This window comes from uncultured Thiodictyon sp. (genome assembly GCA_903837595.1).
Classification (GTDB): Bacteria; Pseudomonadota; Gammaproteobacteria; order Chromatiales; family Chromatiaceae; genus Thiodictyon.
Window position 1 is genome coordinate 13,551 of record CAILVI010000488.1, and the last position, 14,917, is coordinate 28,467.

The 14,917-nt window shown below is 63.3% G+C and carries 11 protein-coding genes; 7 read left to right on the forward strand and 4 right to left on the reverse strand.

Features of this window, described 5'->3' with window-relative positions; genetic code table 11:
• Positions 1-2: 2 nt before the first annotated feature.
• Positions 3-740, forward strand: coding sequence for an ABC transporter ATP-binding protein (locus QZY44_RS29335; RefSeq protein WP_295456182.1), 738 nt, complete (start codon positions 3-5; stop codon positions 738-740).
• Between the two features lie 42 nt (positions 741-782).
• Here the strand turns inward: QZY44_RS29335 and QZY44_RS29340 are convergent, their stop codons facing one another.
• From QZY44_RS29340 to QZY44_RS29350, 3 genes are all read right to left on the reverse strand, one after another.
• The gene (locus QZY44_RS29340) at positions 783-2,204 is read right to left on the reverse strand and encodes a hypothetical protein (protein WP_295456183.1); all 1,422 of its coding nucleotides are present in this window, start codon (positions 2,202-2,204) and stop codon (positions 783-785) included.
• A 160-nt stretch (positions 2,205-2,364) separates the two neighbouring features.
• Entirely contained in the window at positions 2,365-5,568 is a 3,204-nt protein-coding gene (locus tag QZY44_RS29345) for an EAL domain-containing protein (protein WP_295456184.1), read from the reverse strand.
• A 91-nt stretch (positions 5,569-5,659) separates the two neighbouring features.
• Entirely contained in the window at positions 5,660-6,844 is a 1,185-nt protein-coding gene (locus QZY44_RS29350) for an acetyl-CoA C-acyltransferase family protein (protein ID WP_295456185.1), read from the reverse strand.
• A gap of 376 nt (positions 6,845-7,220) precedes the next feature.
• Between QZY44_RS29350 and phaP the strand changes: the two genes are divergently transcribed.
• Positions 7,221-7,649, forward strand: coding sequence for a TIGR01841 family phasin (gene phaP / locus QZY44_RS29355; RefSeq protein ID WP_295456186.1), 429 nt, complete (start codon positions 7,221-7,223; stop codon positions 7,647-7,649).
• Positions 7,650-7,762: 113 nt separating this feature from the next.
• Here phaP and QZY44_RS29360 read toward each other — a convergent pair whose 3' ends face one another.
• Entirely contained in the window at positions 7,763-9,754 is a 1,992-nt protein-coding gene (locus QZY44_RS29360; RefSeq protein WP_295456187.1) for an acyl CoA:acetate/3-ketoacid CoA transferase, read from the reverse strand.
• A 321-nt stretch (positions 9,755-10,075) separates the two neighbouring features.
• On the opposite strand from QZY44_RS29360, the gene QZY44_RS29365 reads away from it, so the two are divergent.
• From QZY44_RS29365 to QZY44_RS29385, 5 genes are all read left to right on the forward strand, one after another.
• On the forward strand, positions 10,076-11,260 hold the full coding sequence (locus QZY44_RS29365; protein ID WP_295456188.1) for a mammalian cell entry protein: 1,185 nt from the start codon (positions 10,076-10,078) through the stop codon (positions 11,258-11,260).
• 194 nt (positions 11,261-11,454) lie between these two features.
• Positions 11,455-12,045, forward strand: a complete 591-nt coding sequence (locus QZY44_RS29370) for an ABC-type transport auxiliary lipoprotein family protein (protein WP_295456193.1) — start codon at positions 11,455-11,457, stop codon at positions 12,043-12,045.
• A 520-nt stretch (positions 12,046-12,565) separates the two neighbouring features.
• Positions 12,566-13,003 (forward strand): pilin, encoded by a 438-nt coding sequence (locus tag QZY44_RS29375; RefSeq protein ID WP_295456189.1) that lies wholly within the window; start codon positions 12,566-12,568, stop codon positions 13,001-13,003.
• A gap of 712 nt (positions 13,004-13,715) precedes the next feature.
• Positions 13,716-14,168 (forward strand): pilin, encoded by a 453-nt coding sequence (locus QZY44_RS29380; protein ID WP_295456190.1) that lies wholly within the window; start codon positions 13,716-13,718, stop codon positions 14,166-14,168.
• Between the two features lie 458 nt (positions 14,169-14,626).
• Positions 14,627-14,917: prepilin-type N-terminal cleavage/methylation domain-containing protein (locus tag QZY44_RS29385; protein ID WP_295456191.1), on the forward strand; the 291-nt coding region annotated here is incomplete at its 3' end.

A 14,917-nucleotide genomic window follows, 5' to 3' on the forward strand; every position in this document is an offset into this window, starting at 1 on the left:
CAATGACTATGGCCTTGGAACTGACCGGGGTCTTCCAGCACGTCGGGCGACGCTGCGCCCTGGCGGGAATCGACCTCAAAGTCCCGGAGGGCGCCTGGCTCCTGCTCGTCGGCCGCAATGGGGCGGGCAAGAGCCTGCTGACACGGCTCATCCTGGGGCTCGACGCGCCGTCCGCGGGGACGGTGCGCATCCTGGGCCAGGACCTGCAGGCACTGGACAACCGGGCCATGACCACACTGCGCCAGCGCCTGGGGGTGGTGTTGCAGGGCGGTGCGCTGCTGGAGGACCGCAGCGTGATCGAAAATCTGGTCCTGCCCCTGCGCGGCCGACCCGGCGGGCGACCACAGATGGCACGGGCCGCGCGACTGGTGATCGCCTCGCTGCGCCTCGACGGGTTGGAGAATGTATTCCCGCGTTCGCTGTCACTGGGTCAACGGCGCCAGGTGGAACTGGCCCGGGCACTGATCCACCGGCCCGACCTGCTGGTCTGGGACGGGCTGAGCGACGGGCTGGACCCGGCGGCCGTCTGCGACACCCTGATGGTCCTGCGGGCGCAGCGGGGCAATCGCCCACTGACCCTGATCGCCACCGATAACCGGGCGGACGCCTTGGGCGACGGCTGCGATCAGGTCGCGGTGCTGGAGCGCGGACGGTTGATCTTCGACGGGTCACCAAAGGCGCTCGCGGCAGCGCTGCCCCAGCGGCTCGATCTGCGCTATGTGCTGACGGGACGCCCGTAGGCCGCGGACCCGTGACCCGCTCCCACGCCTTCAATTAAACCTTCAATTAAACGTTGCGTTATCCCAGACAATGATCTGCACAACAAATACCACCCACGCCGCGACGCAATACAAGATTAATGGTGCCAGCCGCCGCAGACCAACGATCCGATAATCTCTTATGACTCTTTCGCCATAACTGACCAGCATAATCGCACACAACGCAAGCAAGGGGAATCCGTAGCGATCCTCAACGTGCAGTACCGTATGTTGCGCCAGCATCACTATTGAATATGAAACCAACAGTAGCGGCGTAAGAGACCCGAGCAGTTTAGCCCTTATTTCTGATGGTTGCGCACCCTTTTTCCAATAACAGAGCGTTAAGAAAAACAGCCATAAGCCGATCCAGGCCAAAGAATCATACCCGCGGCTCAGCCAGCGTAGCCAGGCCGGCGTGACCTCCTCGAGATAGGGAGTAAAGCGAAAATGATCGAAGAGGCCAATCCATTTTTTCACCATATAGGCGGGCAGGGCGAGCGGACGCGTCATCAGACATCCCGTTAGCGATGAATCAGTGATGCCGACAATGGTCTTAAGCTGACAGCGTTGATAATAATTGGTAAACATAATTTCATCAGGCATTACAGGAAACTTCCCGGGAGACCATTCTCCTTTCCCCCATAACAAGCGAGCACCGAGCAGCCCGACCTGTGCGCTATCGACCGAACCGAATGTTGCTGGTGACTGCAAACAGACCGACCCATATTTCTGGGTGCAATTGAAGTAATATGGTGCGAGCACGCCGGCGCACCCCAGCATGATCACGCCGACCACGGTGGCCTTGCGGTTCGCAGTCCAGAGGGCCACGACCATGCCGGTCATGAGTGCGGCAACGACGCCTGAGAGATTTCCGGGTCGCACTAAAATCGAAAACGCAAATAAAAACGCAGCCAGACCTGCCCAGACGAAAGACTTGAATCCAACATCATGCTTGAGCGACACATGCATTGACATGAGGGCACAGACGACCAGATCGACCGCCAGGGTGTCGCTCAATGGCGTCGTCGTATGCCCTATCAGCGCGGGAAACGTGGCAAAGAAGACAAACAGAATCAGCGCCGCGTTCTCGGTTGCAATTAGATTTGTATTTCTCGCCCAGCGCGACAGGACCCATGCGCTCGCAATATGTATGATCAGTAAAGCGACCCCAATTGCATTAACCCAAGCGAGCAGCGTATAACTCGAAAAAAAAACAGAAACAATTTTTCCAACGACGACCTCGAAGAATGGAAATCCCACGACGCGATTACCGGCGAAAGACAGGACTGCTGACCAGTCGGTCAGCTGCCGTGCAATATCCAGATAGCCATAGGCATCACCTCTAACCCGCAATAGCAGAGGATAGCTCAAGCCAAAAACAAACAGCCGCAAGGAAACAGTGAACGCAACACCGAGGGCGATTAATTTTTTTGTGCGGCTTCTCATATATTCTGTCACGCCTATCGAGTTGACTCAGAGCAAATAGGGAACCAAGCTAGAACGCTTGAGCAATTGCCGGCGCCTGGCGCGACTGCTGTGATACGGTCGCCGCGCTGAAACGTGGGCGGCAGGGCGTTGCGACCGAAAGGCCAGCAGCCCCCGGATTTTAACTGACCTGTCGCCCGCGTGGCGCCGGCTCGCTTGCGCCGCACATCCACGCCTGCAATCCCGCCAACAGGTCGTCGCGCAGAGCATGCAGTTCGTGCAGCCGCGCCAGCGCCTCCGGTTGGCGACCGCCGGCCTGGAGGTCCAGCAAGGTCGCGGCCAGCGCATGCACCTGGCGGTGTAAGGCGTCGATTGCCTGATAGGCGGGTTGCCCACCGGCCTGCCTCTGCGCGTTCAGCCAGATGCCAAAACGGCACTGGCGGTGATCAAGCAGCGGCACCGTGTCACGCTCGCCCCGCAAATGTCTTTCGATCGCGGCAATCCAGGCACCATGATCGATCCGGGCATAGACCAACGACAGATCGTCGTGACTCACGGTGGTGAGCGTGGCCCAGCGGCGATCCGGGCGCCAGGCGAGCGCCCAGCCCGGCAGTTCATGGGCTGGCATCGGTGGGGCGATGCCATAGCCCTGGGCCAATTCACAACCCAGTTGCAGCAGCAGTTCGCCGTGTGCCACGCTCGCCACGCCTTCGGCAATGACGTGCCGGCGAAAAGCGGTCGCCAGGCCCAATACGCTCTCAACGATGGCCAAGTCCTCCGAGTCGTCGAGCATGTCGCGTACGAAACTCTGGTCGATCTTAAGCACAGTGACCGGGAGACGTTTGAGGTAGGTTAGCGAGGAATAACCGGTACCAAAGTCATCCAGGGCACAGGTCACCCCGATCGCCCGGCAGTCCGTGATGACCTGGGCGACATGCGACAAGTCGGCCAGCGCGCTGGTCTCCAGCACCTCCAATTCGAAACAGCCCGGCGGGATCTCCGGATGGGCCGTCAATTGCGCGCGCAAGCGCGCGACGAAGTCGGTCTGCTGCAACTGACGGGCGGAGATATTCACACTGACCGGCAGTGCCAAGCCGTCGCGGCGCCAGCGTTGCATTTGGGTGAGCGCGGCTTCAATCACCCAATCGCCCACCTCGACCGCCAGCGGATGGTCCTCGATGACCGGCAGGAACACCCGTGGCGCCAGCAGCCCTCGCTGCGGGTGTTGCCAGCGGATCAGCGCCTCGGCGCCGATGACCGTCCCGGTGCGCAAGTTCACCTTGGGCTGGTAATAAAGTACGAATTCGCGCTCGGCCAATGCGCGGCGGATATGCTCGAGGCTCTCGTGATGACCGCGCACGCTGCGATCCTGTTCGGCGTCGAATATGTGGTAGCCGTTCTTACCGGCCAGCTTGGCCTGATACATCGCCTGATCGGCCTGGCGGAGCAGTTGATCGGCATCCACCGGGTCGGCCTGCGGATAGAGCGTGAGGCCGACACTGGCCGATACCTGGTGGGTCAGGACGCCGACCTTCACCGGCTCACCAGCGGCGGCCAGCAAGCGGATCACCAGGGGCACCCACGCATCGCTATCAGCAAAATCGGTCAGCACGGCGACGAATTCGTCGCCGCCCAGTCGGGCCAGGGTGTCACCCTCGCGCAGGGTCTGTTTCATGTGGGCCGCCACGGCGATCAGCAACTGATCCCCGGCGGCATGCCCGTATTGGTCGTTGATGGACTTGAAACCGTCCAGGTCGAGATAGGCCACCGCCAACGGCTGCCCGCGCCGCTCGCTCTGCAGCATCGCCTGATGCAGGCGATCGATCAGCAGGACCCGGTTGGGCAGCGTCGTCAGTCCGTCATAATGGGCGATGTGTTCGAGCTGGTGTTGATGTTCTTTGAGCGTGGTGATGTCCTGATGGGTGCCCTGCATCAACGCCGGCTTGCCATCCGGCGTCCAGGTCGCCACCCGACCGCGATCCTGAATCCACACCCAGCGCCCGTCCTTGTGCTTCATCCGTGACTCGCACTCATAATAGTCCAGCTCGCCGCGGAAATGCCGCTCCAGCAAGACGGCGCTGACCCGCCGATCGTCCGGGTGGGCCAAGTTGAGCCAGGTATCGATGGATAGCGGGGCCAACTCATCAAGCCGGTAGCCCACGATCTGCGCCCAGCGCGCGTTGACGATGAGTTCGCCGGTCTGCACGTTCCACTCCCAGGTGCCGGCGCGGGTGCCCCGCAGAATGCCGGCCAGTCGCTCGCGCTCCTGACGCATGGCCTCTTGTTGAGCGCGGATGCCGGTATCGGTGCGACGCAGCAGGATCAGGATAAAGCCCAGGAGCAGAATCAGCAGGACCGCGGTCCCCACGCCGCCCAGGGTCAGTAACCGTGTCAGCGCCTGTTGTTCGGTACTGATGTCACGCATGACCAACAGGTCCCCGACCGACCGGCCGGCGGCGTCCCGCAGGGGTATCACTGAGACCCGCCACGGTTTCCCGTCAAGGACGAGCTCGCGGGTCATGTCGGCGCGACGATCAACGCCGCTCAGCTCCTGATCGGCCAGCGTGGCGACCGCATCGGGCAAACGCCCCTGTGACGCATAGATCACGGCACTGTGTGACAGGCGCCCCCAGTCGGCCTCCCGCCCGAGCCAACGCATGCCCTCCTCCCAGGTCTGACGGTCGAGAAATTGCTTACCCAGGATGACCGCGACTTGATTGCCGGAGTGCCGGTACAGGGAGTCCAGGACGTCCTCGATCTCCTTTCCGAGTTCCACATAGCCGAGCAGCGTGCCGTTGTCGAAGACCGGGGCCACCACCCGTAGGGTGAAGGTACCCAAGGGCCCGAGCTCGAGACCCGAGGTAATGTGGCCGGACCGTTCGGCTTCCCGAGCGGTGAAGCGATCGATAAGGTCACCGCGCTTCTGCGGTTTGTGAACGCGCAGAAGACAGACGCGGTGTGAGTCAAAAAAATAGAAGTGAGTGAGGTTGTGATCGCGATGCAGGGTGTCGTACAACGGACCCCAGTCAGTCAGGAGACGCTCGCTATCTGCGGCACGCAGGGCCGCTCGCACCCGGGGATCGGCGGCGATGGGTTGGATGGCCATGGTCAGGCCGCTGACCTGCTCTGCCAGGCTCACACGCAGATCGTCGGATACGAGGGAGGCGAGGTGCTGCAGGTTCGCGGCCAGTTGGCCCTGATGCAACTCCACCAGCAAGACCGCCGCACCGGCCGTCAAGAGCACCACCATCGCCGCCAGGGGCGGCAACAGACGCCGCAGCACCGGCCGGGGCGCGGGGTCGACGCGACGGGCGAACTTCAAAGCAGTCCAGGGAGTGCGCTTCTTAGTGGGCGTCGACGAAGCGGTCAGACAGGCATCGGACATGGCGGCCCCTAAGTCGAAGCCCCAACCCTAGGACAGAGCAATGGTGCGGCGGGTCGGCGGTCGGACCCACATCCGACCGCCGCGGCTAAGTTCAGCCCAGGCGCTCGAAGATGACGGCGATGCCCTGGCCGCCGCCGATGCACATGGTGACCAGCGCGTACTTACCGCTGATGCGTTGCAGTTCGTACACTGCCTTGGTGGCGATGAAGGCGCCGGAGCAGCCGATCGGGTGCCCCAGGGCGATGGCGCCGCCGTTCGGATTGGTCTTGACCGGGTCGAGACCCAAGACCTTGGCGACCGTCAGGGCCTGGGCGGCGAAGGCCTCGTTGGACTCGATGACATCCATCTGGTCCAGCGACAGGCCGGCCTTCTTCAGCGCCAGGCGGCTCGCCGGGATCGGACCCTCGCCCATGACCTCGTTGGGCACGCCGGCGACGGCATAGGAGACGATACGGGCCATCGGCGTGTGGCCGGCCTTGGCGGCGACATCGGCGGCGGCCAACACGAAGAAGGCGGCGCCGTCGTTGATGCCGGAGGCATTGCCGGCGGTGACGGTGCCGTCTTTCTTGAAGGCCGGCTTCATCTTGGCCAGGGTCTCCAGGGTGGTGCCGGCGCGCGGATGCTCGTCGGTGTCGAACACCACCTCACCCTTGCGGGTCTTCTTGACGATCGGCAGGATCTGGGACTTGAATCGGCCTTCGGCGATGGCCACCGCGGCGCGGCGCTGGGATTCGACGGCGCAGGCGTCCTGCTCCTCGCGCGTGAAGCCGTGCTTGGCGGCCAGATTCTCGGCGGTGATGCCCATGTGGCCCACGCCGAAGGGGTCGGTCAGGATGGCGACCATGGAGTCGATCGCCGTGGTGTCGCCCATGCGGGCGCCGGAACGCAGCGCCGGCAGCAGGTAGACGCCCTTGGACATGACCTCCACACCGCCGCCAATGCCATAATCCGCATCAGACAGCATGATGTTCTGGGCGGTGGTCACGATGCCCTGGAGGCCGGAGGCACACAGACGCGAGACCTGCATGGCGACCGAGTCCATCGGCAGACCGGCCTGGATGGAGGCCACGCGGGAGACGTAGGCGTAGCGCGAATCGGTCGGGATGGTGGTGCCGACGGTCACATAGTTGATCAACGCGGGATCGACCCCGGAGCGGACGACCGCTTCCTTCATGACCAAGCCGGCCAGTTCGCTGGAGTCGAACTCGGCAAGGGCACCACCGAAGGTACCGATAGGGGAGCGAACCGCACTCAAAACGACAACATCTCTGCTCACGTATAAATCTCCTCGGGTGAATGATTATGAAATCTATGGTATTTATCAGACCACCCCGGGTCACGGGGACGGCAGTCATTTTCTGGGACGGGGATCGTAAAGCCTGCGCACGCAACCGCCAAGCGCCAAGCGCCAAGCGCCCAGCGCCCAGCGCCCAGCGCCCAGCGCCAAGCGCCCAGCGCCCAGCGCCCAGCGCCCAGCGCCCAGCGCCCAGCGCCCAGCGCCGCGGCTTCCCGCACCCGCCAGCGGGTCCCCGGGGGGTCCCCGGAGGGGGCGCTGCTCGATTCTGATTTGACCCTGGTCCCGCCCCTCACCTAAAGTGGCCAATTGCCGCTATTGTACGCGGCCCGCCAAACGATCAGAGGAGAACTTTACGATGAGCGAGATCAAGAACCCCTTCACCGATTTCGAGTCCCTGTTCAAGCAGATGCAGGTGCCCGGCGTCGACATGGAGGCGATGACGGCCACCTACCGCAAGAACATTGAGGCCGTGAGCGCGGCCACCCGGGCGGCCGCCGAGGGCGCACAGGCACTGATCAAGCACCAGACCGAGATCGTCAGGGACGCACTGGAGCAGATGCGCCTGGCCACCTCCGAGTTGTCCGCGGTCAAGGACGCCAAGGAACTCAGCGAGAAACAGGCAGAACTGGCCAAGCAGGCGTTCGAGAAGGCCTTCACCAACGTGAAGGACCTGGCCGATGTGATGACCAAGTCCAACACCGAGTCGCTGGAAATAATCCAGGCGCGGATGAACGAGGGCCTGGCCGAGCTGCAAGACATGATGAAAAAGGTCACCAAGACCTGATCCCTTGCCGGGCGGGTCTCCCCACCCGCCCGGCAGCGGGACCACGCGTGGCGCGCACGCAGACACAGGGGCACGAAGGCGAAAGCAGTGACGCAAGGACGCCGCCGCGGACCTCAGGGGCCATCCACGCTCAACGACGCCCGCGCCTCCTCCTCACTCTCGTAGATATGCGGGGCTAGCGACCGCTCGGCCAATGCCCGCCCCAGCTTCATGCGTAGGAAGGTACTCGTGGTATAGCGGGTAACGCCCGCATAGTAGCGCCCGGCCAAGTCCCGCACCATCGCGATGTAGGCTTCCTCCAGGTCCGGACGGATGCTGAAGTGGTCATAGTTGAGGATGACATCCACCTTGGCGCCTAAGGGAGCGAGCTTGGCGCTGACCGTCGCATGCACGGCCGCGATGTCCTCCTCGGTCTTGATGGCCAGTCGCTCGAAGTTGACGAAGAACCGGTTCGCGCGCGGGTCATAGGTCAGGCGCTCGTCCAACGGGATATCCAGCAGTTGCGCGCGCAGCCCCATCGGCGGGTGCCGGAAGATGCGCGCATCCATCAGGCGCGGCGGTGCATCCATGAGCGGCCGGAAGGCCATGCGCGCGAGGATGTCACGCTCCAGATCCACCCCCGGGGCGATCTCGATCAACTCCAGCCCCTGCGGGCGCAGCCGAAACACACAGCGCTCAGTCACATAGAGGACCGGCTGCCCCTTGGCGGCGGCGAATTGGCCACTGTAGGTGCGGTGCTCCACCTGTTCCACAAACTTGGCAGCGGCCCCGTCCTCACGGATCTCCAGGCGCCCGTCCACCACCGCGATCCGGGACTGACCGGCGGTAAAGGTGCCGACGAAGACCAGGGTCTTGGCGCTCTGGCTGATGTTGATGAAGCCCCCGGCCCCGGCCAACTTGGCGCCGAACTTGCTGACGTTGACGTTACCCTCGCGGTCGACCTGGGCCATGCCCAGACAGGTCAGGTCCAGGCCCCCGCCGTCGTAGAAGTCGAACTGGGCCGGCTGATCAATGATCGCCTGGGCATTGCGGGCCGCACCGAAATTGAGCCCCCCCGCGGGCAGACCACCGATGGTCCCAGGCTCGGTGGTCAGCGTCAGGAGCTCCAGAATGTGTTCCTCGTGGGCGACGTTGGCCACCCCCTCCGGCATGCCGATCCCCAGGTTCACCACGCTGTTGGGCCGCAGCTCACAGGCGGCGCGCCGCGCGATGAGCTTGCGCGGTTCCAGCGGCATGGGAGCGACCGAGGCCATGGGCACCCGAACCTCGCTGGCAAAGCCGGCGTCGTAGGAGGTCGCGAAGGTCTGACAGTGATGCTCAGGGGTCTCAGCGACCACCACACAATCCACCAGCACCCCGGGAATCTTCACCGACTTGGCCGGCAAGGTGCCACGCTCGGCGATGCGCTCCACCTGCACGATGACCAGCCCCCCGGAATTGTGTGCCGCGGTGGCGATGGCCAGGGCCTCCAGGAACAGGGCCTCCTTCTCCATGGTGATGTTGCCGTCCGAGTCACCGGTGGTCCCGCGCAGCAAGGCCACGTCCACCGGACGGCTGGGGTAGAACAGGTACTCCTGCCCCTTGAGCGTCACCAGTTCAACGATCTCCTCGGTAGTACGGGCATTGAGCTTGCCGCCGCCGTGGCGGGGGTCGACGAAGGTCCCGAGCCCGATCCGCGAGAAGACCCCCGGGCGCTTGGCCGCCACATCCCGAAACCAGTGCGAGATCACCCCCTGGGGCAGGTTGTAGGCCTCGATCCGATTGGCCGTTGCCAGCCGGCCGAGCTTGGGGGCCAACCCCCAGTGACCGCCGATGATGCGCCGGATCAGCCCCTCGTGGGCCAGGTGATTCAAGCCCCGCTCCCCCCCGTCACCCTGGCCGGCGGCGTACATCAGGGTCAGGTCGCGGGGCTCACCGGTTTCCACGAAGCGCTCCTCCAAGGCCAGCGCCAGGCCCTCGGCGAAGCCGATCCCAACGAATCCGCCAGTCGCCAAGGTGTCGCCGCTGTTGATCAGGCGCACCGCGTCGCGCGCCGTGACCACCTTACCCAGGCTGTCGAGACTGTCCAGTGCGCGGGAGACGAGTAACGGGTGTGGCTTGCTCATGATGTGGACTTCGGGCTGCGCGGAAGGGACCAAGCGGGGGGTCGGGGGCCGATCCCGCTGCTGGCGATGATTGAGGAATCCCTGCATTGTGCATTGAGTAAGCCCCACCCTGGGGCTCGGCGTCCCGGGACTTACGCAGCATGGTGCGGGACGCGCGGGCTGTCCAGGGCGTTGCGCGCCGTGAAACCGCATCGATTCTGATCTACACTGCCCGCATGACGTATGCCAGCAACCGCGGGGCTCACGCCCAAACGCCAAGACGCCAATATTCTTCAGTGCGTTATCCGCATCAGGAGAGTCACCCGCAGGATGCTTGGGAGCATGACGGGGCGCGCTTTTTTTCTTGGTGCCGTGGCGCCTTGGCGTGAGATCGACTGCCTTGATCGCAATTTTCCTGTTGCCGGTGAACGCCTCCCGATGAGCCGCCTGGAACGACTCTATTCGCCCCCCGAGATCGGCGCCCCCGGTAAGCGGGAGGCGCGTCGGCGCCGCCGCGACCTGCTCTACTCAGGGCTCTTTGTGCTGGCCATGGCCGCCGTCGCCATCGCCGCCCTGGCCATTCTCATGCCCGGGCTGTTCGGCGGTGCCTATCGCCTGCAGGCCTATTTCCTGGAGGCCGCGGGACTCACCGAGGGCATCCAGGTGATCCAGGACGGCTATGTGATCGGCATCGTCGAGCGCGTGACACCGCTCTTTCCGGGGCGCGACGCGGAGACGCAACGCTGTCCGACGCCGGCCGCGACCCCCGTGCGCTCACCGGTCCTACCCTGCTTCCGTGCCACCCTGCGCATCAAGAACAGCTGGCCGGTACCGACCGACAGCGTGGCCCGGCTCGGGGCGGCGGGTCTGCTCCAGGGGGACGCGATCATGATCCGCCCCGGCGCCGCCCGGACCCTGCTGGTCCATGGGACCCAGATCATGGCCACGGGGCGTGAGCCGGACCTCATGGCCAAACTCAATGGATTGACCGAATCAATCGACGGCGTGGTGCAGAACACCATCGCCCCGGCCCTGATCAGTGTCAAGACACAGATCGAAACCATCCAGACCCTGCTCGGCACCGGCGGTGACCAGGCCGGTAATCGCGAACGATTGGCCGGGGCCTTCGATAGCCTGCAGAAATTCAGCGCCAACCTGGAGTCGTCGATCGACCCCAAGAAGATTAAAGCCATCCTGGACTCATTCCAGACCATGTCCAAGACCCTGGCCGACGACTCGGTGAAGATCGGCAGCGGCACCGATGAGATCAAGGGCGCGGCTCGCCAATACGGCGACTTGGCGCGCGAGCTGCGCGTACTGGTCAGCGACAATAAGCCGGGCCTGCAACGCTCCCTGGACGACACCCAAAACCTGTTACAGGACCTGACCGCCGCCCTGTCACCGATCCTCGTCAATCTCGATGACGCCACCCGCAACCTCTCCGCCCTCTCCCGCGACCTGCGCAAAGACCCGGCGGTTATCATCAAGGGCCGCAAGGTCGAGGAACAGTCACCTTGGTTCAAATAAACACTTGCGAGCGAAAGGAGACAGTAGGCGTCGGGTGGGACGAGGTGTCCGCCCCGTCCCGAACGTTTTCGCTCGCTCAACCAGGCGATCGGTCGGCGGTTCATGCGCTGCCGCCAAAGGTTCCGAACGGGGCGAATGCCCCGTCCGGGCGCAAGCGTCTAAGCCCGAACCTGCTGGCTCTGCTCATCGCCCTGCTGAGCCTCGCCGGTTGCGGATCATCCCCGACACTGCGTGCAGACCGCTTCTACCGCTTGGAGCCAGTATCGCAAGTGGGCCCGACCGGCCCACCGGCAGCCGCCGCCCTGCTGGTCAACAACCTGTCCGGGCGCAACTTCCTCGGCGGCAACCAGATCGTCTTCCGCACCCGCGGCGAACCGCTGGTTACCCAGCGCTATGATGACCTGCTGTGGGAGGAGCCACCGACTGAATCACTGGCGAAGGCCCTGGTAAACGCCCTGCGTTCGGCGCAGGTGTTCCAGTTCGTCGTGGTCGCGGCGGAACGGGCCGGCTCGGACTATCTGCTCAGCGGCGAGTTGCAGCGCTTCGAGCACCGGCCGACCGACCAGCCCCCGCGGGTCGCTGCCACCCTACACCTGACCCTGGTGCAGGCAGACAACCGGCGCACCCTGGCCAGCCGCGACTATAGCGGCGAGGAACCGGTGGACGGCGCCACCCCGGACGCCATGGTGGCGGCCTTCACGCGGCTCAGCGCCCGCCTGGTCGGCGCGGCCGTGCGGGACCTCCAGGCCCACCAGAGTCAGTTCAAGGCGAGCGCGCGCCCCTAAGCCCGCGGGAAAGGCTGGTGCAGCGGCAACACTCCGACTTCACTTTTCGCGCCGGCCCGGGGTCCGCTAATCCCTGGGCACAGCCCGAGCTCGCGAGTACACACTTAACCTCTTGTATCGTGCATGCCTCGCCCAACCAAGCGTCCCAGGCGCGTCAAAAACCGACGTTTTTTGTTACCTTTAGACGCACTTAGACATTAAACCACAGCACGCAAGCCGGGCGCGCGTCCGCCGCGCCAGGAAAAATGCCTGAAAATACTTAATATCGCAAAACGCTTGCGACAAGCGCCCCGAACCGGACCGCGGCATCCAGCCAACTGGCCCGAAATATGCTGAGAACAACCGTCGGAGAGCGAAAAAGCAGCTGAGGCGGCAGTCGCACGGGCCTCCCCCGCGACCACCACCCCTTCCAACAAACCGCCACACATCATTCTCTTAGCGGGCAGACAGTAGGATGTTACATTGCTTGGCGGGCCGGATTCGGCCCGGCGGCTTCCACCATCAAGGCCAGAGCACCATCGTGAGAACCATCCAGCAAGGCTTCACCTTGATCGAATTGATGATCGTCGTCGCGATCATCGGCATCTTGGCGGCGATCGCCATTCCGTCCTATCGCGACTTCGTCGCCCGCGGCCAAGTCGCGGAAGGACTGGCGTTGGCCGGCGGCATCAAGTCCGTGGTCACCAATGCCTTTGTCGACATCGGCACCTTCAGCGGCCTGGACAGCGCGACCAACGCCATCCCGTCCGCAATCTCGATCAGGGGCAGGTATGTCCGCCAAGTCGATGTCTCCCGCGGTGTCATTAGCGTGACCTTTGCCGGGGCCACGAGCACCTCTGCCGCCATTGCCGGCGCGATCCTCACCATGACACCCTCAAATGAACTCGGATCAATCCGTTGGGAATGCGCATCCGACACCATTGCAAACAAAAACCTGCTGCCAAAGTCCTGTCGCTAGCATCCAGCTAACCTTCGGCGGTTGCGCCAGCGCGGCCGATGGATCGTTCGCGAGCAGGACCGAGGATAGCAGGCTCACCGCGAAACACACCTCGACCCCAGCACCAGCATGGGGTTTAACTTGCGCCAACCCCGGGCGCCTCTTCCCCGAGTTAGGCACCCCCTGACCTGATCGACCTCAGCCGGCTTGCTCCGGAACCGCGCTTCGCACCAGTCGTGCCGGCAGAAAAGCGACGACGCGCCCGCGGTCGCGCGAGGATGGAGCGACTGTGCCCAACCGCTGTGCAGTACACATCACAGCAGTCACTGAGACTGTGAAGCCCATCGCAATTTGCAAATTATCGCCCCGCAAACAGCCTGCACGACCGCTGACGCCGACCAAGGCGCCCCACTTTTGTCATAATTTGACATTTTTCGTCAAGTTTAGCCGCAATTCTAGTGACCAACCGCGGACCTCCGCCTCGCCCCCTGACCGCACCTGCACCCCGGCGATTGTTTGTGATCCTTTACATCCAACTATTTGGCGCAGTGCCACCGCGCTCCGCCGCCAGCCTCCAGTTATTGGCCCGAAAAATGCTTTGCCAGCAAGCGTGAGACAACAAGAACGCGGCACGCGGCAGCACGGTGGGGAGACCAGAAAAACGCGGCTGCATGGCGGTCATACCGGCCTCCCGGCCCAGCCAGTTACCCCCTTCCATATTGAGAGAACAGTCATGAAAAAAACCATCCAGAAAGGCTTCACGCTGATCGAACTGATGATCGTCGTCGCGATCATCGGCATCCTGGCGGCCATCGCTATCCCGTCCTATCAGGACTTCATCGCCCGCAGCCAGGTATCTGAGGCCATGAGCCTCGGTGGCGGTCTCAAGGTCGCGGTCGCCAATGCCTTTGCCGATATTGGCACCTTGGTCGGACTTGACAGTGGGGCCGCCTCGATTCCCGTCGCAGCGTCTGTCAAGGGCAAGTATGTCAGGCAAGTCGCGGTCTCCCGCGGTGTGATTACCGCAACCTTTGCCGGAACCAACAGCGCTTCCGCCTCAATTGCCGGCATGACCATCGACTTGACGCCCACGAACAATCTGGGATCGATCAGTTGGGCATGCACGTCCGTTACTAGCGGAACGGCTATTACGAACAAGAACCTGCTACCGAAGTCCTGCCGCTAGCATCCAGCTGACTTATAGCAATCGCTATACGAGGGGCCTTGCGCCCCTCTTTTTTTTGCCCTCGCGATACTCCAAATAACACCCCGTTACCACCCGGACGAATTCGCGCCCCGGTAACGCCCACTGCACACAACGATCAAAGGCGCCTACCCCCACCACCACCCAAACGGGCCAGACCACGTCAAAACATGACATTTTTTGTCACATTTAGCCCCTTTACAAACCGCATCCAGACAGCGCCGGACTCGCTGACAACACACCCCAGCACCGCAGGCACTTTACTTGCCGTTACATCACAAACAGTTGGCGCGCATCCCGCGACTCATCCACCAGCACCGCGACTACTGGCCCGGAATCTGCAGGAGAGGGGCTGGGAGACGACAAGAGCGCGGCTGGGCGACGGTCGCGACAGCCTCCCGGCGCCAGCCAGTTCCACTATCTATATTCAGAGAGTCATCATGAAAAAGGCAATCCAAAAGGGCTTCACCCTGATCGAACTGATGATCGTCGTCGCGATCATCGGCATCCTGGCGGCCATCGCCATCCCGTCCTATCAGGACTTCATCGCCCGCAGCCAGGTGTCTGAGGCCATGAGCCTTGGTGGCGGTCTCAAGGTCGCGGTCGCCAATGCCTTTGCCGATATCGGCACCTTGGTCGGACTTGACAGTGGGGCCGCCTCGATTCCCGTCGCAGCGTCTGTCAAGGGCAAGTATGTCAGGCAAGTCGCGGTCTCCCGCGGTGTGATTACC